This is a genomic window from Blastococcus sp. LR1 (genome assembly GCF_020166105.1).
Taxonomy (GTDB): Bacteria; Actinomycetota; Actinomycetes; order Mycobacteriales; family Geodermatophilaceae; genus Blastococcus.
Map to the genome: position 1 here is coordinate 404,856 of NZ_JAIUJY010000001.1, position 23,011 is coordinate 427,866.

Sequence of the window (23,011 nt, forward strand, 5' to 3'; positions counted from 1 at the left end):
GCGGACTCCGGCCCATGTGCCGAGAGCTGGACGACCCGAGGAGGCACCTTGACCGAGCGCGACGATCTGCCGCTGCCCGACTACGACCACCTACAAGTGGGCTCGCTGACCACCCGCATCCGCACGCTGGGCGCGGAGGACCTGAAGACGCTGCTGGCCTACGAGCAGTCGCACGCGAACCGCATCCAGGTCGTCGGTGCCATGCGGCACCGGCTGTCCGGTCTGGCCGAGGGCGCGCAGCCCTCCGGCGGGGACCCGGCCGCGACCGGCGCCGACGCGCCACCGGAGGCCGCCGGAGGCTCGAAGGCCTCCGAGGCGACGACGGGTCCCCCGGTCAACCCGCCGTCCCACGGCGACCCGACCAACCCGGCCCAGCCCCGCAGCTGACCCGACCTCTGCACGGACGCGCTCCGCGGCCAGGAGGGAACGCCTCTTGGCCGCGGATCGCCTCATCAGGTCTTGCTGAATGCGTCGACGATGTCCAGGACCGCCGGACCGAGCAGCACGATGAACAGCGTCGGCAGGATGCAGAGGATCAGCGGGAAGATCACCTTCACCGGGATCTGCATGGCCTTCTCCTCGGCCCGCTGACGCCGCTTGAGCCGCATCACCTGCGCCTGGGTGCGCAGCACGTCGGCGATGGAGACGCCGTAGGCATCGGCCTGCACGATGGCCGCGATGAACCGCCGCAGGTCCTGGACGCCGGTCCGTTCGGCCAGGGCAAGGTAGGCGTCCCGCCGGGGCTGGCCCACCGCGATGTCCTGCAGCGTGCGGACCAGCTCCTCGGCCAGCGGGCCGGTGCCGTTCTTGCCCGCCCGCGCCATGGCCGACTCGAACCCGAGCCCGGCCTCCACCGCGATGGTCATCTGGTCCAGCGTGTCGGCGAGCTCGAGCCCGATCGCCTCCTGGCGCTCCTGGCCGCGCGAGTACAGCAGCAGCTCCGGAACGAAGTAGGCGATGACCGTCGCCCCGACGGCGACCAGCACGGTGAGGGCGCTGGGGTTCGAGCTCACGACGAGCGCGGACAGGCCGCCCGCGATGAGGGCGAGCACCAGCTTGGCGGCGACGAGACGGGGTACCGGCCAGGCCGCCGGGCGACCGGCGGTGCTGGCCAGCCGGTCCAGCCGGTCGGTGGTCCCCCGCGGGGTCAGGCCGTCGGTGAGGCGGCGCAGCAGACCGGGTCCGGCCGGGCCCGCGGACTGGCCCGCGCCGGTCAGCTCGATGCCGCGCAGCAGGTTGTCCCGGGTGCGTGTGGCGGACGTCGCGGGGCGGGCCAGCACCGCCCACCCGAGCAGGGGGACGGCGGCGGCCACGGCCAGGACGGCGGCGAGGACGGGGATCGGCAGCGTGGTCATCAGAACGTGATCGCCACGGTCTTCTTGAGCCAGAACCCGCCCACGCCGAGCATCACGGCGGCGACGGCGAGCATCGCGTAGCCGACGAGGCTCTCGGTGAAGCCGCTGAGATAGCCGGGGTTGCTCATCGCGATGAAGCCGAAGACGCAGAACGGCAGGCCCATCAGCACGACCGCCGAGAGCTTGCCCTCGGCCGCGAGCGCCTTGACCTGACGGCGGATGGCGCTGCGCTCGCGGATGGTGTGCCCGACCGCGTCGAGCACCTCGGCCAGGTTGCCGCCGACCTCGCGGTGGATGGCGATCGCCTGGGCGACCCAGACGAAGTCGTCGCTGGCCATGCGCTCGGCGACCTCGTCGAGCGCATCGCTGAGGTCGCGGCCCACCCGGGTCTCGTTCACGATGCGCGCGAACTCCTCGGAGGTGGGCGAGGAGGCGTCGGTGGAGACGGCGTCCACGGCGCGCAGCAGGCTGTGCCCGGCGCGCAGGCTGCTGGCCATCAGCTGCAGCGAGTCGTCGAGCTGGTCGGCGAAGGCAGCCCGGCGGCGGCCGGTCTTGAACTTCACGAGAACCCGGGCGCCCACGGGCACCAGGACCACCGCGACCAGGCCGAGCACCGGACCACCGACGAACGCGCCCACGGCACCGGCGACGACCGCGAACAGGCCGGTCGCGAGCACGAAGTCGGGCAGGGTGGCCGCGATGCCGGCGGTCTCCAGCGCGGCGGCGCCGGCGGCGAGCCGGCCCCGCTTGGCCAGCGCCTTCTCCACCGCAGCCCCGGCGGCGGCTCCCGCGCCGGCGAGGGTCGACGTGGGCGGCGCCGTCGTCGGGTCCAGCCGGCTCAGCGGCACCTTGCCGGGTCCGCCGGGCAGGACGACCAGCGCGAGCAGCAGCAGCGCGGCGGCGACCGCGGCCAGACCGATGAGCAGCATGACCGGCGACATCACTGCCACCCTCGTGCGGCGGCGGCCTCGGTCGCGCCGAAGACCCGCGGCGAGAGCTTGATCCCGAGGTCGTCGAACTTCTCGGTGAACCGCGGACGCACGCCGGTGGGAACCGGCTTGCCGAGGAACTTCCCGTGCGCGTCGACGCCTGCGGAGTAGTCGAAGAGGAACGCGTCCTGGAGGGTCACCGTCTCGCCCTCCATGCCCTGCACCTCGGTCACGTGGGTGACCCGGCGGGTGCCGTCGCGCAGCCGGGTGAGCTGCACGACCACGTCGACGGCGGAGGCGATCTGCTCGCGGATGGCGCGCAGCGGCAGTTCCATGCCGGCCATGAGGACCAGCGTCTCCAGGCGGGCGATGGCATCGCGCGGGGAGTTCGCGTGCACCGTCGACAGCGACCCGTCGTGGCCGGTGTTCATCGCCTGGAGCATGTCCAGCGACTCGCCACCGCGGCACTCGCCGACCACGATCCGGTCGGGGCGCATGCGGAGGGAGTTGCGGACCAGGTCGCGGATGGTGATGGCGCCCTTGCCCTCGATGTTGGGCGGGCGGGACTCCAGCCGGACCACATGGTCCTGCTGGAGCTGCAGCTCGACGGCGTCCTCGATGGTGACGATCCGCTCGCCCTCGGGGATGAACGAGGAGAGCACGTTGAGCAGCGTCGTCTTACCGGTGCCGGTACCGCCGGAGACGATGATGTTCAGCCGGGCGTCGACGCAGGCGTGCAGCAGCTCGGCCATCTCCGGCGAGAGCGTGCCGAAGCCGATCAGGTCGGTGACGGTGAACGGGTCCTTGGAGAACTTGCGGATCGTCAGCGTCGAGCCGCTGAAGGCCAGCGGCGGAATGATCGCGTTGACGCGGGAGCCGTCGGCGAGGCGCGCGTCGACCAGCGGCGAGGACTCGTCGATCCGGCGCCCCACGCGGGAGACGATCCGGTCGATCACCCGGCGCAGGTGCTCCTCGGAGGTGAAGGAGGCGGCGGTCCGGACGAGCTTGCCGTTCTGCTCGACGTAGATGTTGTCCGGGCCGTTGACCATGACCTCGCTGACGGTGTCGTCGTCGAGCAGCCGCTGCAGCGGGCCGTACCCGAGCACGTCGTCGGCCAGGTCGGCGGTCAGCCGCTGCCGCTCCTCCGTGCTGAGGGGGACGTTCTCCTCCTCCACGACGGCGTCGAGCTCGTCCAGCACGATCGCCCGCAGGGCGTCCTCGCCCATCGACGTGTCGTTCATCCGGGCGCCCATGCGCTCGAAGAGCGCCTTCCCCACCCGGTCCTTGAGCCGGGCGAGCGCATCGGTCGGCGGCGTCGGCGCAGGCACGACCGGACGGGAGCTCCGGGCGGTGGGCAGCGCGAGGTCCTCGACTGCCTGCCGGCCGCGCGCGGCCTCGAGACGGTCGGCGAGGTTCATCGCGCAGCCGCCCGGTGCTTGGCCCGGTACCGGCTCGGCGCCTTGAGCGGGGTGGCCTGGAAGCGCGTGACCAGCCGGTTGAGCTCCTTGACCATCGGGTCGCGGCGGCTGCCGGTGGCGATGAGCGGAACACCCTGGTTGGTCGACGCCGGGACCTTCGGCGACCGCGGCAGGACGACGTCGACACCGGTGCCGATCGTCGTCTCCACGTCGCGCACCGACAGGCCGCCCTTCGGGTCGGCGAAGTTCATGACCACGTGCCGGCCGGCCGGGATCAGGCACAGCTCGCGGAGCACGTCGAGCTCCTTGCGGAGCCCACGCACGCCGGGCACGTCCATGCTGGTCAGCATCACGACGTCGCTGGCCCGGTCGAGGGCGGCGAGCGTCTGCTCGGACAGCCCGGGGGCGGTGTCGACGACGACGTAGCGGAACTCGCGCGCCAGGGCGGCCAGCAGCCGGGTGACGTCCTCGCCGCGGACGGTGTCGCCGGCGGCGGGCGACTCGGCGCCGCAGACGGTGAACAGCCCGCTCGGGTGCTGGGTCAGGAAGGTCTTGAGGACCATCGTGTCCTCGACCGCGGGGCCGCTGACGACGTCGGGCAGCGTGTACTCCGGGACCAGCCCGAGCGCCGAGGCGACGTCGCCGAACTGGACGTCCAGATCGACCAGGACCGTCGACTGCGGAGCCGAGGCCGTGAGGCCGAGAGCCAGGTTGGTGGAGACGGTCGTCTTGCCCACCCCGCCCTTGGGAGAGGCGATGGTGATGACCCGGCCGGCGTAGCGCGAGGTCTCCTCGACCGGGCGCAGCACGCGCCGACGGCCGCTGGCGGTGGAGCCGGCGCGCTCGACGGCGGCGCGGAGCTCGACGACGTCGGCGCCCGGGGAGACCAGGTCACGGATGCCGGCGCGCATGGCGGCCTGCCAGAGGTCGGGCGCGGGCTCGGCGACCAGCACGACGCTGATCCCCGGGCTCTGCACGTCCAGCCGCGTGGCGAGGCCGAGCGCGTCGGCGACGGTGGCCTGGGGGCCGATCACCAGCACCTCGGGCAGCTCGCCGTCCAGCAGCTGCTCGAAGAGGCGGGACGGCTCGCCGGGCAGGCGGCCGGGCGGCAGCACCGACAGGTCGCCGTCGGTGGCCTCCTTGACCCGGAGGATGAGCTCCTCGTCGGCGGCTGCGAGCACGACGCGGCTCATGAGAAGACCTTCCCGTAGATGGTGTCGGGCGTGATGACCTCGGTGCCGGAGACGTCGGCGTCCTCGGGCTCGAGGGAGAGCCAGACGGTGCCGTGCTCGCTGCCGAAGACGACGGCCTCGGCCTGGGCGGCGGTGACCGCGAAGGTCAGCATCAGGCTGGCGCTGGGTGCGGGTGCGGGCCCGACACCGGCAGCGGCGGTCTCCGTGCCGTCCGGGGCGGGTGCGGCGACAGGCGCCCCCTGCACCTGGGTGACCAGGACCTTGTGGAGGACGGCGTGGGTGCGGCCGTCACTCAGGGACACGAGGACGCCCACGGTGTCCCCGGCGGCCAGGCGACCGCCGACGGCGCGCTGCGGCTCCAGGAGGATCGAGACCTCCTGCAGGCCCTTCGGGACGTCGACGATTTCCGGCCCGCGGATGTCGTCCGCAGAGCCGAAGCGGGCGGCGAGCAGCTGCTCTCCCGGCTGCAGGTCGACCAGGGCGACCTGGCCCTCGATCTCGGCCAGGTCGGCGACCCGGCCGGGCACGGCGGCCTTGGCCGGGATCGGCTCGAGGCTCAGGAACTCGGCCAGCCCGTCGGCAGGGGTGCCTGCCGGGATCGGCTCGACGACCACCAGCACCTCGACGGTGCGGGCACCGGCGAGGGCGCGGGCGTCGGCGCCGCGGACGTAGGCGAGCAGGACGACCGCTCCGACGAGGAGCAGGACGAGCGCCGCGACGGCGGCGAGGATTCGACGTCTCACTGTCGTGCCTCCTATCGGATCAGTCGAAGGACGGACGAGCCGAGGGTCGGCGCGTCGGGGCTGTAGTCCCAGGCGTCGGAGAGCTCGACGAAGCGGGTGAAGTAGCCCGCGATGCACTGGCCGCTGTTGCCGGATCCGCCGCAGTTCGGCGTCGGCGTGCTCTTTCCCTTGCTCTTGAAGTCGTAGCCGGTGATCGTGAAGGCGGCGTAGCCGTAGATCCGGTACCAGGCGTTGGACCCTGAAGCGCCGTACTCGTCGAAGATCGGCAGCAGCACCGGCTTCTTGAGCAGGCTCGCGAAGTAGGCCTGCGTGCACGGCGTGGGCGGGTTGTTGCCGGGCTCGGAGGTCACGATGCCGTCCATCGCCGTCGTGGCACCGCAGGTGGTGGAGTTGTCGGGGACCAGCCAGCCGAATCCGCCGGGGACCTGCAGATTGCTGGGGCCGGTGCAGCCGACCGTGCTGTCGGACTTGGTGAAGTCGACGACTCTCGGCGTCGTCCCCGAGGGCAGGCCGCCGCCGGTCTGCTGCTTGAAGGCGCACCACGAGAAGGCGAGCGGTAGCACTGCGGTTCCACCGACCGGGGCGCCCCATCCGACGGTCGCGGAGGCCGAGACGCCGGTGGACTCGTGCCCGATGACCGGCGCGAACCAGTGCTCCTTGGGCGTGCTGCCGGTGACGGTCACGCTGATCGGGTCGCTGCCGAGGACGGGCTGGCCGGCCTTGCCCTCGGGGTCGTTGGCGAGGAGGAGCGACGTCGCGGTGGCGAGCATGTTCCCGCAGTTGCCGCGGGCGCAGTCCTGGGCGACGGCGATCGCAGCGGCGTCGGCAGCGACCTGGAGCCGGGCCCGCTCGGCGTACAGCGCACCGACGTCGACGGCGATCGCCGCGAAGCCGAGCACCGGCACGAGGAGGACCGCGACGAGCGCCGCGGAGGCGCCGTCCTCACGGACGAGCCGCCGGCGGAACCGGGAGGTCAGCCGTTGCATCGCATGACCCCCGTTCCGGTCAGTGTCAGGCCCGCACCGAAGAAATCGGTGAGGAAGGGCATGGGATAGGTGATCGTGAGCTTGACGGTGCTGCCGACGGGTCGACCGGCGCAGCTCTGCGGGATCGCGATCTGCAGGTCAGTAATCGCCGGGTTCAACGACCCGGCAGCGTTTCGTACGGCGGCGCGAGCTGCCACCTGGTCGTCCTGCAGGGCCATCGTGCGGACGCCCTCGCGGGCGGCGGCGGAGATGGTGCCCTGCACCTGGAAGGCGCGGCCGAACTCGGCGATGCCGAGGACGAGGAGGAGCAGCAGCGGGACGATGAAGGCGAACTCCACAGCACTCGCACCGCGCTCGTCGCGCAGCGAAGACCTCACGTCCGTTCCCACCTCCCTCCTCGTGCGGCGACGCAGCGACCCCCGTGCGGGGGCCGCTGCGTCGTCACAGCCGCGACCTGTTCAGGTGTGGGTCAGGGCGTGGTGGCGGTGCCGCCGGTGGTGGTGCCGGCCTTGGTCAGCTCGCCGCCGACCTCGGAGAAGAGGCCACTCAGCTGGCCACCGAGCGCGGAGACGACGCCGATGATGACGACGGCGATCAGGGCGACCATCAGGCCGTACTCGACAGCGGTCGCGCCCTTCTCCTCCGAGCGCAGGCGGTGCTGCGTGGCGGCGACGAAGGTGGTCACAGCGGTGTAGGCGTTCTGCATTGTCGTGCTCCCTGATGTGTCGGCCGTCCGGTTCGGATCGGGGCTGATCCGGCCTCGCGGCTGCTGCAGGGAGTTGTCGTGCCGAACGTTGCGGGGCTTGAGCGTTCTTCACCCGATCCATCGAGGAGACCCACCGATGGGATTACGTACAGCAGCGGATGATCACGCTGGGTGAGCAGTTGAGGTGCGGTCACCCCGCGAAGGCCGCACTCCACCCGATCACGGCAGCTGCGCCGAGCAGCATGGCGGGCCCCAGCGGGAGCTGGGTCTTCCGCCCGACCCGCCGCGTGACCAGCAGGGCGAGCACCACCGTCGCCTGCACCACGAACCCGCCGTAGGCGCCCAGCAGCACTGCCGCCCAGCCGACCCAGCCAAGGAGCAATCCGAGCAGGGCCACCAGCTTCACGTCACCCATGCCCAGGGACCGCGGGGAGATCAGCGCCATCGCCAGGTACAGGAGGAAGAGCAGCGCCGCCGCGAGGAGAGCACGCAGCAGCTGGTCCCAGGCCCCGTCGACCGCAGCCGCCAGGAGCAGCAACGCCGCGGTGCCCCCGATCGCCGGGAGGACGACCCGGTTGGGCAGCAGCTTGTGCCGCAGGTCGATCACCGTCAGCAGCACGCCCGCGCCGACGGCGAGCAGATAGGCGGGCAGCTCCCAGGCGGCGCCGAAGCGCAGGGCGGTCAGCGCGAAGAGCGCGGCCGTCACCAGTTCCAGCACCGGGAACCGCACCGCCCTGGCGGACCGCTCCCCTGCGCCGCCCCAGGGGAACGCCCCGGCTGCCCGGTTCGCGGCCGCACCCACGCCCAGCCCCAGGACGGCGGACACCGCGACGACGACCGCCGTCACGGCGAGCGGAGCAGGACGGCGGGCACGAGGTCACCTTGACACAGCCACCGCCCCTGACCCCGCACCGCCGGACCGGGCTACCGCAGGTCGTCCCACACGACGCGGGCCGAGCGCAGGGCCGCGCGGAACCGGTCGGCCACGGCGGGGCGCACCGATGACGCGAGCCGGGCCTCCAGCCGCGCCAGCCGGGCCTCCAGCACGTGCGGCTCCGCATGACGGGCCGGCGGGGCCGGCTGCACGGCGATCTCGGCGAGCCCGTCGGAGAGCCCCCCGATCAGCGCAGCCGCCTCGGCGGGCAGCAGCTGCGCGGTGCCCACGCACACGTCCTCCCGCCAGAGGCTGACGTTCAGCACGCCGACGTCGACGTGCGTGGAGACGCGGAGGCTTCGCCCCTGCCCCCGGTGGTCGCCGACCCATTGCCCGTGTCGAGGAAGCGGGATGACCGTCATGACCAGACGCTGGCCATCCTCACGGCGGGTGTCAAGACCGACGCGCACCGCAGCAGCGTCGACCCGGCGGAGGACGACGGACGAGTCGGCCTGTACGCCGGGTTCTGTCCACGGGCGCCTCGCGGCCTCCCGATGGGCGGTCATCCATCTACGCCTGCCGTTGCCGACAGGCTCCAGCGATCTACCCGCAGGCTCGGGCGGGCCGCCCTCGAACGCCTGCGCAGGACGACGGCGAACCGTCGTCCCTTCTTGATCTAGCTCCGGGTGGGGTTTACCGAGCCACACCGGTCACCCGGTGTGCGGTGGTCTCTTACACCGCCGTTTCACCCTTACCAGTGCGAGCACTGGCGGTCTGTTCTCTGTGGCACTGTCCCGCGGGTCACCCCGGGTCGCTGTTAACGACCACCCTGCCCTGTGGAGCCCGGACGTTCCTCGGCGGCGGGGTCTCCCCCGCCGACGCGACCGCCCAGCCGACTCGTCCGTCGTGCCGGCCAGTCTAGGTGGTGATCACGGCGGAGCCGCATCCGTCCGCGCAAACCCACCTGCCCCCTTGGGGGGAGGCCCCGGTCCCCGGATTCACCGGCACCGCCCGGCGGCCGATGAACCACGTATGCAGGCTGCCCTGCGCTCCCGGCTGCTGCCCGGTGCGCCCATGTGGACGACGGCGCTCGTCGTCGTCGCGGGCGTGGTCGGGCTGCTCGTGGGAACCGGCCGGCTGGAAGCGAGCTCGCCGTCGGACATGGGTCCGCTGCGCGTCGGGTTCACGCTCCTCCTGCACGGCGGCCTGCTGGCCATCCTCGTCTGGCGCGCACGGTCCGTGGCCCACGAGCGCGTCGTCTGGTCCCGGATCGCGGCCGGGGCGGTGCTGGTCGCCGGCACCACGCTGCTCGGCACCCTCCTGGGTCTGGTGCCGGCCACCCAGGGAGCCGCCGCCGCGGTGACGCTCTGGGCACCGGTCGTCGCCTTCCCGCTGTTCTACGGCGGACTGGTCCGCTGGAACCGGTTCAGCAGCAACCTCGCCGATCCCAACGACATCCTCAACGGCGCCTCCGCCGTGCTCGCCGTGGTCGCGGTCGCCCAGCTGGTGACCCACCTGCTCGGCGGCCCGGCGACCACGATCGCCTCGGTGGCGGTCGCGGCGTCCTTCGCGGTCTCCTTCGTCATCCTGGGCACCGTCGCCACCCTTCCCTTCCTCGGCGACATGGGCCGCGACGTCAGGACCTGGCTGGTGGTCGCCTCGTTCGGCGCGACCATGGTGGGCAGCACCGCCGTCATGCTCGGCGGCGGACAGCCCGACAGCTGGGCCTGGGCCACCGAGCCGGTCGCCGTCATCTGCCTGGGTCTGGCCGCAGTCCTCCGCCCAGGACGCTCCGAGCCCCAGCCGGCCGACCCCAAGGCGTCGACCATCGGCGCGTTCGTCGTCATCGTCGCCTCGACCGGCGTGCTCCTTGCCGTGTCGCTGGTCGCCCTGGCCGACACCGTCGCGGCCTGGTGCGCGGCCCTCGCGGCCGTGGGTTCGGGCATCCGCCTGCTGGTGAACGTCCGCGAGCTGGCCGTCCTCGCCGTCACCCGGCGCGAGGCGCTGACCGACGAGCTCACCGGCCTGGCCAACCGCCGCGCGGTGCTGCGCCGGGTGGAGGAGCTGTCTAGGGAGGGCACGCCGCTGGCGCTGGCCCTGCTCGACCTGGACAAGTTCAAGGACGTCAACGACGCCCTCGGCCACGCCGCCGGCGACGACCTGCTGCGCATGATCGCCGCCCGCCTGGAGACCGTGCTGCGCCCCGGGGACATCCTCGCGCGGCTCGGCGGCGACGAGTTCGCCGTCCTCGCCCCCATGGACGCCGACGCCCCGCTGGCCGAGGCCGCGCTGAGCCTGGGCCGCCGGCTGCACGAGCGGCTGGACCAGCCGTTCCCCATCGAGGGCATGGTCATCCACTCCTCGGCCAGCGTCGGGCTCACCGTCTCCCGCAGCGCCGAGGGCGACCAGGCGTCCCCGGCCGAGCTGCTGCGCGAGGCCGACGTCGCCATGTACGACGCCAAGCGCACCGGAAGCGGCGCCGCCCTCTACGACAGCTCCCGGCACGCCGGCAGCAGCGGCAATCTCGCCCTCGTCGAGGACCTGCGCACCGCGCTCTCCAGCGACCAGCTCGTCCTGCACCACCAGCCGCAGCTCGACGTCGCCACCGGCCGGCCCGTCGGCGTCGAGGCGCTCGTGCGCTGGCAGCACCCGGTCCGCGGCCTGCTGGGCCCGGGCGAGTTCCTCCCCCTGGCCGAGGCGCACGGGCTCATGGGCAAGCTGACCGAGGTCGTCCTCGACCGCGCCGTCGCCCAGGCGGCCGAGTGGCACCGTCGTGGACTCGCCCTGCAGATGTCGGTCAACCTGTCGGCGAGCAACCTGCTCGACGTCGGCCTGCCCGCCCGCGTCGCCGCGCTCCTCGCCGAGCACGGGCTGCCCGCCGGACAGCTGGTCCTCGAGGTCACCGAGAGCGTGCTGCTCACCGACCCCGACCGCAGCATCCCCGTCGTCCGCAGCCTCGCCGACCTCGGCACGACCGTGAGCATCGACGACTTCGGCACCGGCTACTCGTCGCTGGCCTACCTGCGCGAGCTGCCCGTCGGCGAGCTCAAGCTCGACCGCTCGTTCACCGCGGACCTGCTCACCAACGAGCGCACGGCCGCGATCGTCGCCAGCACCGTGGAACTCGCCCACCGGCTCGGCCTGCGGGTCGTCGCCGAAGGCGTGGAGACGGCGGAGACCTTCGCCCACCTGGGGTCGCTGGGCTGCGACTTCAGCCAGGGCTTCCTGCACGCGCGGCCGCTGCCGGCCGACCAGCTCGAGGAGTGGCTGAGCCGCTGCCCCGCCGAGATCTCTCAGCCCCGGTAGAGCCGGAAGCCCACCCGCCGCCGACCGTCCTCGGTCGTCGTGGACATGTCGACGACCTGCCGGGCCTGCGCCTCCACCGGATCGTCGGACAGGAGTTCCAGGTATCGCCGGTGCTCGGCCAGCGAGGCGACCGCGAGCTCGACGGCGTCGCTGACGTCCACCTCGTGCGGCGGATCGTGGAGCTCGCTGACGGCGATGTACCGCACGCCCGACCAGGGGTCCTCCGTCAGCTCCGGGAAGATCCACTCGTTGCCCGCGTCGGCCACGGCGTCCAGGACGCTCTGGCCGAGGGCCCGGTGGTCGGCCGAGTTGAGGTAGCCGGGTGAGGCGCCCGGCGGCGTCCAGGTCGGGCCGAAGTACCCGGTGACGACGAGGTCGGGACGGTGCCGCCGGATCGCGCCGGCCAGGTCGCGGCGCAGCTCGGGCCCGGCGACCAGGACGCCGTCCCGGTGGTCGAGGAACTCCACCTCCGACACCCCGACGACGGCGGCCGAGCGGCGCTCCTCGTCCTCGCGCAGGGGCGCGGCCTCCGCCGGCGGCACGCCGGCCATCCCCGCCTCGCCCCGGGTCGCCAGCAGGTAGTGCACCTCCTTGCCCGCCGCCGTCCAGATCGCGACGGCGGCGGCGATCCCGTACTCGATGTCGTCGGGGTGGGCGGCGACGACGAGGGCGCGCTGCCAGTCGTCGGGAAGCGGCGTGGGCATGGTCAGCGGCCCCGGGCGACGTCGAGCGCCGCGGTCACCATCGGGATCTGCAGCGGCAGCCGGCCGATCGCCACCGCCATGGGCAGCGGCTTTCTCGGGATCACGCGGAACGTGTGCAGGTGCGCCGGCACGAAGGCCAGCAGCAGCCCCGCGGCGGACCAGCCACCGAGGCGGCGCGTCGCGGGAGCCACGAGCAACGCCGCGGTGCCGATCTCGACGACCCCGCTGGCGAGGACCCACCTGCGCGGGTTGCCCAGCTCGGGCGGCACCAGCCAGTCGTACATCTTCGGCCGGACCATGTGCAGCACGCCGCCCCCGCCCAGCAGTGCGGCCAGCATCGACGCCTTGCCCGGCAGCTTCATGGCGTCACCGTAGGCCTTGGCAGAGCAGCAGGCCGCGGGAGAGCCCCAGGTCACGGTCAGGCGTCGGGGCGGCCCATCGGCCACCCCGGAGGGCGCCGCCTAGGTTGGCGCTCGTGTCCGCTCTCGACCTGCTCATCGCCGCCGGCGTCGCGTTCCTCGCCGGCGGCATCAACTCCATCGCCGGCGGCGGCTCGCTGATCCTCTTCCCCACGCTGGTCGCCCTCGGCCTGCCGACGGTGGCGGCGAACGTGACCAACTCGGTCGCGCAGTGGCCGGGCTACCTGGGCGGGGTCGCCGGCTTCCGCGCCGAGTACGCCGGGCAGCGCAGTCGGCTGGTGCGGTTCGGGGCGGTCGCGGTGGCGGGCGGGACCGCCGGCAGCGTGCTGCTCCTGACGACGCCCTCGGAGGCGTTCGACGTCGTCGTCCCGGTGCTGGTGCTGCTCGCCGGCCTGCTGATCGCCGTCCAGCCGCTCATCGCCCGGCGGCTCCGGGACGCCGACGCGCCGCGACGGGACCCCGCCTGGCTCTACGTCGCGCTCTTCCTCGCCACGGTCTACGGCGGCTACTTCGGCGGCGCGCTCGGGGTGATCCTGGTCGGCGTCCTGGGCATCGGGCTGCACCGGCTGAAGCTGGCGAACGCGCTGAAGTCGGCGCTGTCGGCGGTCACCGCGACCGTCACGCTCGTGGTGTTCGGCCTCTTCGGGCCGATCGACTGGGCGGTGGTGGCGGTGGCCGCGCCGGCCAGCCTGGTGGGCGGCTTCCTCGGCGCGCGGATCGCCACCCGCATCCCCGTGACGCCGCTGCGGGTGCTGATCGTGGTGTTCGCCGTGGCGGTGTCGATCTACCTGTTCGTGCGGATCTGAGCCCTAGCGCAGGTGCGCGGTGTCGTTCACCAGCCGGACGACGCTGCGTCCGTCCGAGGACCACGCCACCGTGCACAGCGAGGCTGCCTCCAGGAAGACCCGGTGGACGACGTCGTCGCCGGCGTCGAGCCCGGCGGCCAGCATCAGCTTGATGGGCGTGACGTGGCTGACGACCAGCACCGTCTTGCCGGCGTACTGGGTGAGGATCCGCTGCCGGGCCTCGGCGACCCGGGCGCTCACGTCGGCGATCGACTCCCCGCCGGGCGCGGCCACCCGGACGTCGGACATGAAGCGGCGCACGGCCAGCGGGAACTTCTGCCGCGCCTCGTCGGCCGACAGCCCCTCGAGGTCCCCGAAGTCCAGCTCGACCAGGTCCCGGTCGAGCTCCACCGGGAGCCCGAGGATCCCCGCGACGATCTCGGCGGTCTCCTTCGTGCGACGCAGCGGCGAGGCGAGGACGACGTCGATCCCGAGCCCGGCCACCCGGTGCGCGGCGGCCTCGGCCTCGGCGCGGCCGGTGAGCGACAGCGGCAGGTCGTTGCGCCCGCTGAACCGGCGCTCGGGGGTGTGCTCGGTCTGCCCGTGCCGCAACAGGTGGGTGACAGTGGTGGTCACCGGAGCCGGTTCGGTCGTCGGCTGGACGTCGTCCTCCAGGACGACGGCCTCGGCGGCGGCGTCGCGGTGGATCGGCCGGCCGTCCATGGCGCTGTTGGCCAGCGCGTCGGCGGCGCCGTTCTGCGCCCGCGGCACCCACGTGTAGCGGACCTGCCCGAGCTGGCGGGCGATCTGCTGGGCCTGCAGGGCCAGCTTCTGCATGTCGGGGTGCTTGACCTTCCAGCGCCCCGACATCTGCTCGACGACGAGCTTGGAGTCCATCCGGACCTCGACCGACGCCGTCGGGTCCAGGTCCAGCGCCGCCTGCAGGCCGGCCACCAGGCCGCCGTACTCGGCGACGTTGTTGGTCGCCCGGCCGACGGACGCCGCGCGCTCGGCGAGCAGCCGTCCGGTCTCGGCGTCCCGCACCAGCGCCCCGTAGCCGGCCGGCCCCGGGTTGCCCCGCGAACCGCCGTCGGCCTCGACGACGAACCTCCGGGTCACAGTGCTCCCCGTTCGACTCCGGACTCGTTCCGCTCCTCGGTCGCCGGCGCTCCCTGCGACGCTCGCTCCCCCGTCGTTCTCACAGCCCGGACTCGGCCGTACGGACGAGGATCCGGCCGCAGTTCTCGCAGCGCACGACCTCGTGCGGGTCGGCGTTGCGCACGGCGGTGAGCTGGTTGCCGTAGAGCTCCAGCCGGCAGCCCTGGCACTGACGCGCCTGCAGCATCGCCGCGCCGGTGGTGCCGGTAGAAGCGCGGACGCGGTCGTAGAGGGTCAGCAGCGGTGCGGAGATCGCGCCGGCGACGGCGGCCCGTGCGGCCTCGTGCCGGTGTGTGGAGTCGGTGATGTCGGCGAGGGCGTCGTCGCGCAGCTGCTCGGCGCGCTCCAGCTCCGCGCGGGCCTCGTCGCGGCCCTCCTGCGCGGCCTTGAGCGCCGCCTCGGCGGTCTCCAGGCTCTCCAACAGCTCGAGCTCCTGGTCCTCCAGGTCCGACTGACGGCGGGTGAGGGACTGCAGCTCGTGCTGGAGGTCGGTCATCTGCTTGGCCGAGACGCTGCCCGAGTCCAGCAGCTTCTGGTCCTTGGCCCCGCGCGCCCGCACGGTCTCGACGTCGCCCTCGAGCCGCTTGACCTCGCGCTGGAGGTCACGCACCGCGGTCTCGGCGCGGACGACGTCGTCGGCGAGGGTCCGCTCGGCCTCGGTGGCCGCCTCGACGGCGATCGCCTCCGGCAGCGTCCGCCTGCGGTGCGCGAGCTGGGTGAGCGCGACGTCCTCCGCTGCCAGCTCCAGAAGCTTCTGCTGCTCGAAATGGTCGACCTTCACGCCGAGAACCTACCCGTGCAGCGAGGCCGCTCTCACCGCTCAGCCCGCCGCGTGCCGACCGCCGACCTCCTCCTGCCCCGCCCGGCAGGTCCAGGGGTCGGTGTGCCGAGTCGAGACGACGACCTCCACCCGCCCGCCGAGGTCGGTGCGGAGCACGTCCGCGGCCACCGGCAGCCAGGGCCACTCGGAGGCGAAGTGCGCGACGTCGCACAACGCCGGACCCGGCACCTCGAGCGCCTCGCTCACCGGATGGTGCTTCAGGTCGCTGGTCAGCAGGACGTCGGCCCCGGCCGCCGCGGCGGCGCCCAGCAGCGAGCCGCCGCTGCCACCGCAGACGGCGACCGTGCCCACCACGCGGTCGGGATCGCCCGCGGCCCGGACCCCGCCCGCCGTGGCCGGCAGCGCCGCGGCGACGAGCTCGGTGAACTCCCGCAGCGTCATCGGCTCGGGCAGCCGGCCCACCCGCCCCAGACCGGCGCGCGGGTCCGCGGTGGAGGGCTCCAGCGGAACGGCGTCCTGGAGCCCCAGCGCAGCCGCGAGCGCGTCGTTGACGCCGTGATCGGGCGCGCGGTCGGCGTTCGTGTGCGCGACGAGCAGGGCGGCGCCGGCGCGCACCAGCCGGTGCACCAGGCGGCCCTTCGGGTCGTCGGCCGGCACGCCGTGCACCGGCGTCAGGAAGAGCGGGTGGTGGGTGACGAGCAGGTCCGCGCCGGTCTCCACCACCTCGTCGACGACGGCCGCGGTCGGGTCGACGGCGAACAGCACCTTCCGCACCGGCTCGTCGGGGTCACCGCAGACGAGGCCGACGGCGTCCCAGCTCTCGGCGAGCGCGGACGGGTAACGGGCGTCGAGGGCGGCGAGGACCTCACCGAGCAGCACGGGCACGGCTCCGCAGCGTAGGCGTCGACGGCGCGACCGCCGCGGCGGAATGACAAGCTGACCGCGTGGCAGAGCAGCGGCGACCGGACCGTGGCCTGCACGCCCCGGCCTGGCTCGAGGAGCTGCTGCGCACGACACCGCCCCGCGTGCCGTGGCGGGACGTCGCCCGGTTCGCCGTCGCGGTCCCCGCCCCCCTGGCCCTCGCGATGGTCGTCGGCGGCGGTCTGGACTCCGGCGCCATCCTCGGAGCCGGAGTCTTCGGCACGATGGGCGCGCTCGCCGCCTCGCTGGCCCCGCAGCCGGGTCCGATGCGCGACCGACTGCGGCGGATCGCCGCCGCGACCTCGTTCGGCACGGTCGGCCTCCTCGCCGGGCAGTACGCGACCGGCGGTGGCTGGGAGCCGGTGCTGCTCATCGCCGTCCTGGCCGCCGCCGCGGCGCTGATCAGCGCGGTCAACTCGGCGCTCTCGCTCGGGGCGCTGCAGCTGCTCATCTACACCGCCCTCGCATCGGGGCTCATGACCGAGCTGTCGGTGATCGGCGAGGTCGTGTTCTTCCTCTGCGGAGCGGCGTGGGCGACCCTCACCACCCTCGTGCAGATCCGCACCGAGGCGGTGGACCCCGACCGGTCCGCCGTCGCGACGGTCTTCACCCGCATCGCCGAGCTGCTCACCGTCGCCGGCACCGAGTCGGCGCCGACGGCCCGCCGGGCGCTCACCACCGCTCTCAACGCCGCCTACGACCGGGTGATCCGCAGCCGCAGCCGGTCGGCGGGGCGCAGCAAGGAGCTCAGCGAGCTCGCCGGCGTCCTCAACGCAGCAGCCGCGCTGGTCGAGGGCGCGGTCGCCACGGCCGTAGCGGGGGTGCAGGCCGACCCGCAGGACGTCGCCGCCGTGCACGCGCTGGCCGCGGGGGTGTCCGGCGGCCGCCTGCTGCCGGAGGACCGGCCACCTGAGCGGGAGACGGGCCATCCGGCTCTGCGGGCGGTCCGCCACGGTGTGCGCCTCGCGTGGAGCGTCGTCGGCGACCCGGTGGAGCGGGCCCGCGCCGCGGCTCTGCAACCGACGAGGGGCCTCCGCTCCCGGCTGCGGGACGTGGTCGACCGGACCCTGGCCAGCGCCGACGCCCGCGGCTTCGCCGTGCGGCTCGCGCTGTGCATGTCGATCGCCGAGATCGCCCGCCAGTACCTGCCGTTCGAGCGGCCCTACTGGGTGCTGCTCACCGTGGCGATCGTGCTCAAGCCCGACTTCGGCTCGGTGTTCACCCGGGCGATCCAGCGCGGCGCCGGCACGCTGCTGGGCGTCCTGCTGGGCTCGGCGCTGCTGGCGGTGCTCCCCCGCAACGGCTGGGTCATCGTCGCGCTGGTCTTCTCGGCGGCGGTGCTCCCGTGGGCCCGGGACACGAACTTCGGCCTGTTCTCGGTCTTCCAGACGCCGCTGATCATCCTGATGCTGGACCTGGTCCTGCCCGGTGGCCCGGGCCTCGTGGGCGCGCGACTGGTCGACACGCTGGTCGGCTGCGCGATCGTCCTGGTGTTCGGCTACCTGCTGTGGCCGCAGACCTGGCGGGCGCCGCTGGACCAGGCGCTGCGCGATGCCGCCGTCGCCCTCGACGAGTTCGTGGACGCGGCCTTCACCGGCAGCCCGGCCGAGCGCCGGCGTGCGCGTCGCCGCAACTACCGCGCGCTGACCGAGCTGCAGACCCAGTTGCAGCGCCGACTGGCCGAGCCGCCGCCGATCAGCACCCGCGCGGCGGCCTGGTGGCCGGTCATCGTCCAGCTCGAACGCGCCTCCGACGCCGTCACCGGCGCGGTCATCGCGACCCGCGGGGGCGAGCCCGCGCCCGACCTCGCACAGGTGGCCACGCTGCGCCGGGCCATCCGCCGACTGGAGGACGACGTCCGCGAGCACCGCCCGCCGGACGACGCCGAACTGCACGCCGACGGCGTCCTGGCGCCGCTGGCCCGCGAGGTGGACGCCGTCCGCCGCCTGGTGCGGGAGTCCGCCCCCAGCTGGCGCGCCCCGCACTGAGCCGCCCGCCCCCGCGCCGTCGACCTCGGGTTGCGCAGCGGGCGGGGAGCCCCTGGGATGGCGCGATGCCCCGGGAACTGCCGCCGCTGATCCTTCCGCCGCTCACCGATCCCCCGCCGCCGGGCTCGCGGGTGGTGCGCACCGACGACGGCGTGGACCTGCACGTCGAGTTCGACGGTCCGGCCGGGGGCGGTGGGGTGGGTGGAGACACCGCCGCTCCGTTGACCGTCGTGTTCTCCCACGGGTTCACCGCGCGCCTCGCCGAGTGGGAACTGCAGCGGCTCGTGCTGCGCGACCGCTACCGCCTGGTGTTCTGGGACCAGCGCGGTCACGGACGCTCGGCCGCCACCCCGCTCCCTGATGCCACGATCGACCGCACCGGGCGCGACCTCGCCCAGGTGCTGGACGCCGTCGTCCCCACCGGGCCGGTCGTCCTGGTCGGGCACTCGATGGGCGGCATGAGCATCATGGCGCTGGCCCGCCGCCGCCCCGAGCTCTTCGGCACCCGCGTGGTGGGCGCCTTCCTCCTGGCGACGTCGGCCGGCGGCCTGGTGGAGTCCGGCCTCCTCGGGTGGCTGCTCAAGCTGGTCCGCAGGCTGCACCTGCTGCCGGTCTACCTGCGCCTCCTGCAGCTGACGGCGCCATTGCTGGAACGCCTCCGCTGGCGGGGCAGCCCCTTCGGGCGCTGGTTCACCCGGCGCTTCCTGTTCGGCAACCGGGCCGACGCCGACCCCACCAGCGTCCGTCTGGTCCAGGGCCTGCTGGAGGAGACGCCGTTCCCGGTCACCGCGGCGTTCTACGCGACCTTCCTCGACCACGAGGAGTACGGCTCGCTGCCGGTGCTGAGCCGGATTCCCGTCACCGTCGTCGCGGCCTCCCACGACCGGCTCACGCCCGCGGCGCACGGCCGCCGGCTGGCCGAGGACATCGGTCCGAGCGCGGAGCTGGTCATGGTCGAGGGTGCCGGGCACAGCGTGAACCTGACCCGCACCGACGTCGTCGACCGGGCGCTGCTCGACCTGCTGGAGCGGGTGCAGACCGAAGGACGGCAGGCCGGTTGACCAGCGGATGAGCGGGGCATGCACGATGTGGCCGCCGCCACATGTTCGAGTTGCGCGTACTCCGCGACACACCTAACTTCGGCGGCCAACCGAGACCGTGCGATTGGCCCTGTCGAGCAGAGGCAGGGCAGCGAGGAGCGAGACGTGGACCGCATGAGTGCCCTCGACAGCGGGTTCTACTTCGCTGAGGGCGAGAACACCCCGATGCACGTGGGCTCGGTGGCCATCTTCGAGGGCCCGGCCCCCACGTACGGCGACGTGGTGCGCCTCCTGCTGAGCAAGCTGCCCCTGGTCCCCCGCTACCGGCAGCGCGTCCGCGAGGTGCCGCTGCAGCTGGGCCGGCCCATGTGGGTCGACGACCCGCACTTCCAGATCCTGTATCACGTCCGGCACACCGCGGTGCCCACTCCGGGCAGCGACGAGCAGCTGCGCAACCTGGCCGGCCGGGTGCTCGGTCAGCGGCTCGACATGGCCAAGCCGCTGTGGGAGCTGTGGCTCGTGGAGGGCCTGGCCGAGGGCCGCTGGGCGATCATCTCCAAGGTCCACCACTGCATGGTCGACGGCGTCGCCGGCTCCGACCTCATGCAGTTGCTGTTCGACCTCGAGCCCGACGCCAAGCACGACGAGCCGCGCGACTGGACGCCGCGCCGTGACCCCTCCGGCGCCGCCCTCGTCGCCGGTGCGGTCACCGAGGCGGTCACCCAGCCGCTGCGCACGCTGACCTCGCTGCCCAGCGTGGACACCGCGGTCAAGACCGCCAAGAGCGTGGCCGACTCCGGCCGCACGCTGGCCCAGACCATCCCGTCACTGGCCAGGCAGGCCGTCACGCCCACCGCGCGGTCGCTCAACGGGCCGATCGGCCCGCACCGCCGCTGGGCGTGGACCTCCGGCAACTTCGACGAGTTCAAGGAGGTCCGCACCGCTCTCGGCGGCACCGTCAACGACGTCGTCCTCACCGCCATCACCAAGGGGTTCCGCGACCTGCTCAAGGGCCGCGGCGAGCTGTCGTCGGAGAACCTCGTCGTGCGGTCGATGGTCCCGGTCTCGGTCCGGTCGGAGAAGAAGAAGGGGGCGATGGACAACCAGGTCTCCGCCGTCTTCGTCGACCTGCCCGTCGGTGATCCCGACCCGGCGTCCCGGTTGCAGTCGATCCGCGGCCAGATGGACGAGTACAAGCAGGCGATGCAGGCAGTCGACGTGCCCTCGATCATCGCGATGGGCGACTTCGTGGCGCCCACCCTGCTCTCGCTCGGCATCCGGGCCGCGGTGAACGCCGGCCAGATCTGGTGCCAGGCGGTGACCACCAACGTTCCGGGTCCGCCGGTCCCGCTCTACGTGCTGGGCCGCCGCATGTGCACCGCGCACGCCTACGTGCCCATCGCCGGTGGCACCCGCTGCTCCATCGGCATCTTCAGCTACATGAAGACGATGACCTTCGGGATCAACGCCGACTTCGACGCCTTCCCCGACGTCGACGTCCTCTCCGGCGGCATCCGGCGCGGCATCGAGGAACTGCTGGAGCTCGCCCGTGCCGAGAAGGGCACGCCCGAGGTGGAGCAGCCCACCAGCAAGGCGCGCGCACCGAAGAAGGCAGCCGCCCGGTGAGCCCTGCGAAACAGCGACGCACCTCGGCCTCCGGCGGCAAGCGGAAGAAGTCCGCCGCGGCCGGCCTGACGGTCGCCGTCACCGGCCCGACCGGCACCTTCGGCGAGGGCCTCGTCCCGCAGTTGCAGGCCGACGACCGGATCGGCCGGATCATCGGCATGGCCCGCCGTCCGTTCGACCCGGCCGAGCGCGGCTGGACGAAGATGGAGTACCGGCAGGGCGACGTGCGCGACCCGGAGGCGCTGCGCGAGGCCTTCCGGGACGCCGACGTCGTCGTCCACCTGGCGTTCATGATCACCGGTAACGCCTCGCGGGAGACGACCCGAGCGATCAACGTCGACGGCACGCTCAACGTGTTCCGGGCGGCTGCCGCCGTCGGCGCGAAGCGCTTCGTCTACGCGTCCTCGGTCGCCGCCTACGGCTTCCACGCGGACAACCCCGAGCGGATCAGCGAGGAGTGGCCGGTCCGCCCGGCGGCCCGGCTGTTCTACGCCCAGGAGAAGGCCGAGCTCGAGCACCTCCTGCAGGAGGAGTCCGCGGCCGCCCCGGACCTCGACCTCTACCTGCTCCGCCCGCCCGTGGTCGTCGGCCCGCACGCGATCGGCGGCAAGGACGTGCTGCCCGGACCGCTGGCCCCGCTGGGGCGCCGGCTGTTCGACCGGCCCCGCCGTCTGCCGATCCCAGTGCCGTTGTTCGTGCCGGAGCACCCGCTGCAGTTCATCCACGAGGAGGACGTCGGTCAGGCGCTCCTGCTGTGCATCGTCGGCGCCGGTCCCGCCGGGGCCTACAACATCGCCGGCGACGGCGTGCTGACCGCAGCGGACGTCGCCCGCGAGTTCGGCGCGCTCCCGATCCCCCTGCCGGCCGCTCCGGCCCAGGCAGCGGCGCGCGCGGTCTCCCGGCTCCCGTTCCTGCCCCCGGTGGCCGAGTGGATCGAGGCGGCCAGCCGCCCGGCGATCATGGACACCACGCGGGCCCGCGAAGAGCTCGGCTGGAGCCCGCGCTACACGGGGCTCGAGGCGCTCCGGGACACGCTGCGCACCGACGACTGACCGGCGGGATCGTCCGGGGGCGGCGACTCAGCCCCGCGGAGGGGCCAGGGCCGAGTCCCGGAGCCAGGCCAGGACCTCGTCGGCCAGCCGCTGGGGCTCCTGGAGCTGCGGCACGTGCCCGACGTCGGCCCATTCTGCGTAGCGCCAGGCGGGGTGCCGGCGGGAGATGTCGCGGGCTGCCGCTACCGGGACGAGCCGGTCGCGGTCACCGTGCACCAGCAGCACCGGCACGGCGATGGACGCCATCGCCGTGCGGTAGCGGCGGGGGTCGACGAGCGTGCGGACCAGCGAGCGGGCCGCGGCGAGGAATGCCTTGTCCATGCCGGCGACGTCCTGTCGCTCCTCGAGCAGGGTGACCGACCGGTCGATGACCTCCGACGGCACCTGGTCGGGGTCCACACCGACGATCTGCAGCATCTCCCGGACCCGCGCCAGGGCCGACTGGCGCTGCCGCCGCCACGACATGAACCGCTCCCCCACGAAGGGCAGCGCGTAGACGGCGAACATGACGACGACGAGCGGATCCAGCGCCCGGCGCGGGCCGGGGACCGCTGGGTCCAGCAGCACCAGCCCGCGCACCTTCTCCGGGTGCTCGCCGGTCTCGAGGATGGAGATCATCCCGCCCATCGAGTTCCCGATGAGCACCACCGGCTCTCCCACCACCTCGTCGAGGAAGCGGTGCAGCACTGCCACGTTCGCCGCGACGCTGGCGTTGCGTCCACCCGGCTCGCTGCGGCCGAAGCCCGGCAGGTCCACGGCGAAGATCCGCGCGTGCTTCCGCATCAGCGGGGCGAACAGGTCCCAGTTCAGGTGCGAGCCGCCCAGGCCGTGGACGAGCACCAGCACCGGGCCCGCGGCCGGGCCGCCGAAGTCGACGTAGTGGACCGGGCCACCCAGGTCCACGGTCGCGCTTCGTCCCGCCGTTCCCTGCTCACCCATCGGTGCCCCTCTCCCCGTCGTGGCCGCCCGTACGGTGGCACGTCCTGCCAGGGAGCGCAGGGTGGAATCCGCGAACCGAGGAGTGGAA

Annotated in this window: 23 protein-coding genes and 1 other RNA gene; 7 read left to right on the forward strand and 17 right to left on the reverse strand. The window is 73.4% G+C overall.

Features of this window, described 5'->3' with window-relative positions; all coding sequences use genetic code 11:
* Positions 1–48: 48 nt before the first annotated feature.
* Positions 49–387, forward strand: coding sequence for a hypothetical protein (locus LBW97_RS01945; protein ID WP_224497724.1), 339 nt, complete (start codon positions 49–51; stop codon positions 385–387).
* A gap of 65 nt (positions 388–452) precedes the next feature.
* Here the strand turns inward: LBW97_RS01945 and LBW97_RS01950 are convergent, their stop codons facing one another.
* The 11 genes from LBW97_RS01950 to rnpB form a co-directional block, all read right to left on the reverse strand.
* Complete coding sequence (locus LBW97_RS01950; protein ID WP_224497725.1) at positions 453–1,355, reverse strand: type II secretion system F family protein; 903 nt, start codon at positions 1,353–1,355, stop codon at positions 453–455.
* Positions 1,355–2,296 carry a type II secretion system F family protein gene (locus LBW97_RS01955; protein ID WP_224497726.1) on the reverse strand — a complete coding sequence of 314 codons (942 nt, stop codon included), beginning with the start codon at positions 2,294–2,296 and terminating at the stop codon, positions 1,355–1,357. The genes LBW97_RS01950 and LBW97_RS01955 overlap by 1 nt, the downstream gene beginning before the upstream one ends.
* Positions 2,296–3,702, reverse strand: a complete 1,407-nt coding sequence (locus LBW97_RS01960) for a CpaF family protein (RefSeq protein WP_224497727.1) — start codon at positions 3,700–3,702, stop codon at positions 2,296–2,298. The genes LBW97_RS01955 and LBW97_RS01960 overlap by 1 nt, the downstream gene beginning before the upstream one ends.
* Positions 3,699–4,895 carry an AAA family ATPase gene (locus LBW97_RS01965; protein WP_224497728.1) on the reverse strand — a complete coding sequence of 399 codons (1,197 nt, stop codon included), beginning with the start codon at positions 4,893–4,895 and terminating at the stop codon, positions 3,699–3,701. Before LBW97_RS01965 ends, LBW97_RS01960 begins: the two co-directional genes overlap by 4 nt.
* Positions 4,892–5,638: an RcpC/CpaB family pilus assembly protein gene (locus tag LBW97_RS01970; RefSeq protein ID WP_224497729.1), complete on the reverse strand. Its 747-nt coding sequence runs from the start codon at positions 5,636–5,638 to the stop codon at positions 4,892–4,894. Before LBW97_RS01970 ends, LBW97_RS01965 begins: the two co-directional genes overlap by 4 nt.
* A gap of 11 nt (positions 5,639–5,649) precedes the next feature.
* The gene (locus LBW97_RS01975; RefSeq protein ID WP_224497730.1) at positions 5,650–6,624 is read right to left on the reverse strand and encodes a pilus assembly protein TadG-related protein; all 975 of its coding nucleotides are present in this window, start codon (positions 6,622–6,624) and stop codon (positions 5,650–5,652) included.
* Positions 6,612–7,001 carry a TadE/TadG family type IV pilus assembly protein gene (locus LBW97_RS01980; protein ID WP_224497731.1) on the reverse strand — a complete coding sequence of 130 codons (390 nt, stop codon included), beginning with the start codon at positions 6,999–7,001 and terminating at the stop codon, positions 6,612–6,614. The genes LBW97_RS01975 and LBW97_RS01980 overlap by 13 nt, the downstream gene beginning before the upstream one ends.
* Positions 7,002–7,093: 92 nt before the next feature.
* Entirely contained in the window at positions 7,094–7,330 is a 237-nt protein-coding gene (locus tag LBW97_RS01985; protein ID WP_224497732.1) for a Flp family type IVb pilin, read from the reverse strand.
* A 190-nt stretch (positions 7,331–7,520) separates the two neighbouring features.
* On the reverse strand, positions 7,521–8,177 hold the full coding sequence (locus LBW97_RS01990) for an A24 family peptidase (protein WP_224497733.1): 657 nt from the start codon (positions 8,175–8,177) through the stop codon (positions 7,521–7,523).
* 77 nt (positions 8,178–8,254) lie between these two features.
* Entirely contained in the window at positions 8,255–8,626 is a 372-nt protein-coding gene (locus LBW97_RS01995; protein ID WP_224497734.1) for a hypothetical protein, read from the reverse strand.
* A 77-nt stretch (positions 8,627–8,703) separates the two neighbouring features.
* Positions 8,704–9,104: RNase P RNA component class A (rnpB, locus tag LBW97_RS02000), an RNA gene on the reverse strand.
* 132 nt (positions 9,105–9,236) lie between these two features.
* Between rnpB and LBW97_RS02005 the strand changes: the two genes are divergently transcribed.
* Entirely contained in the window at positions 9,237–11,510 is a 2,274-nt protein-coding gene (locus LBW97_RS02005) for a bifunctional diguanylate cyclase/phosphodiesterase (RefSeq protein ID WP_224497735.1), read from the forward strand.
* Here LBW97_RS02005 and LBW97_RS02010 read toward each other — a convergent pair.
* The gene (locus tag LBW97_RS02010; protein ID WP_224497736.1) at positions 11,498–12,214 is read right to left on the reverse strand and encodes a PIG-L deacetylase family protein; all 717 of its coding nucleotides are present in this window, start codon (positions 12,212–12,214) and stop codon (positions 11,498–11,500) included. The two genes, LBW97_RS02005 and LBW97_RS02010, sit on opposite strands and share 13 nt — an antisense overlap.
* Before the next feature lie 2 nt (positions 12,215–12,216).
* A complete protein-coding gene (locus LBW97_RS02015) occupies positions 12,217–12,576 on the reverse strand; it encodes a DoxX family protein (protein ID WP_224497737.1) in 360 nt (119 codons plus the stop codon).
* 113 nt (positions 12,577–12,689) lie between these two features.
* Between LBW97_RS02015 and LBW97_RS02020 the strand changes: the two genes are divergently transcribed.
* A complete protein-coding gene (locus LBW97_RS02020) occupies positions 12,690–13,439 on the forward strand; it encodes a sulfite exporter TauE/SafE family protein (protein WP_224497738.1) in 750 nt (249 codons plus the stop codon).
* 3 nt (positions 13,440–13,442) lie between these two features.
* Here the strand turns inward: LBW97_RS02020 and LBW97_RS02025 are convergent, their stop codons facing one another.
* The 3 genes from LBW97_RS02025 to LBW97_RS02035 form a co-directional block, all read right to left on the reverse strand.
* A complete protein-coding gene (locus LBW97_RS02025; protein ID WP_224497739.1) occupies positions 13,443–14,537 on the reverse strand; it encodes a bifunctional RNase H/acid phosphatase in 1,095 nt (364 codons plus the stop codon).
* A 79-nt stretch (positions 14,538–14,616) separates the two neighbouring features.
* Positions 14,617–15,357 (reverse strand): zinc ribbon domain-containing protein, encoded by a 741-nt coding sequence (locus LBW97_RS02030; RefSeq protein ID WP_224497740.1) that lies wholly within the window; start codon positions 15,355–15,357, stop codon positions 14,617–14,619.
* Positions 15,358–15,396: 39 nt separating this feature from the next.
* Positions 15,397–16,242, reverse strand: coding sequence for a Nif3-like dinuclear metal center hexameric protein (locus tag LBW97_RS02035; RefSeq protein ID WP_224497741.1), 846 nt, complete (start codon positions 16,240–16,242; stop codon positions 15,397–15,399).
* Positions 16,243–16,301: 59 nt separating this feature from the next.
* Between LBW97_RS02035 and LBW97_RS02040 the strand changes: the two genes are divergently transcribed.
* From LBW97_RS02040 to LBW97_RS02055, 4 genes are all read left to right on the forward strand, one after another.
* The gene (locus tag LBW97_RS02040; protein ID WP_224497742.1) at positions 16,302–18,266 is read left to right on the forward strand and encodes an FUSC family protein; all 1,965 of its coding nucleotides are present in this window, start codon (positions 16,302–16,304) and stop codon (positions 18,264–18,266) included.
* Between the two features lie 65 nt (positions 18,267–18,331).
* On the forward strand, positions 18,332–19,327 hold the full coding sequence (locus LBW97_RS02045; protein ID WP_224497743.1) for an alpha/beta fold hydrolase: 996 nt from the start codon (positions 18,332–18,334) through the stop codon (positions 19,325–19,327).
* Positions 19,328–19,480: 153 nt separating this feature from the next.
* Positions 19,481–20,932, forward strand: a complete 1,452-nt coding sequence (locus LBW97_RS02050) for a wax ester/triacylglycerol synthase family O-acyltransferase (protein ID WP_224498230.1) — start codon at positions 19,481–19,483, stop codon at positions 20,930–20,932.
* On the forward strand, positions 20,929–21,984 hold the full coding sequence (locus LBW97_RS02055; RefSeq protein WP_224497744.1) for an NAD-dependent epimerase/dehydratase family protein: 1,056 nt from the start codon (positions 20,929–20,931) through the stop codon (positions 21,982–21,984). The genes LBW97_RS02050 and LBW97_RS02055 overlap by 4 nt, the downstream gene beginning before the upstream one ends.
* A 27-nt stretch (positions 21,985–22,011) precedes the next feature.
* On the opposite strand, the gene LBW97_RS02060 is transcribed toward LBW97_RS02055, so the two are convergent.
* Entirely contained in the window at positions 22,012–22,923 is a 912-nt protein-coding gene (locus LBW97_RS02060) for an alpha/beta fold hydrolase (protein WP_224497745.1), read from the reverse strand.
* Between the last annotated feature and the right edge of the window lie 88 nt (positions 22,924–23,011).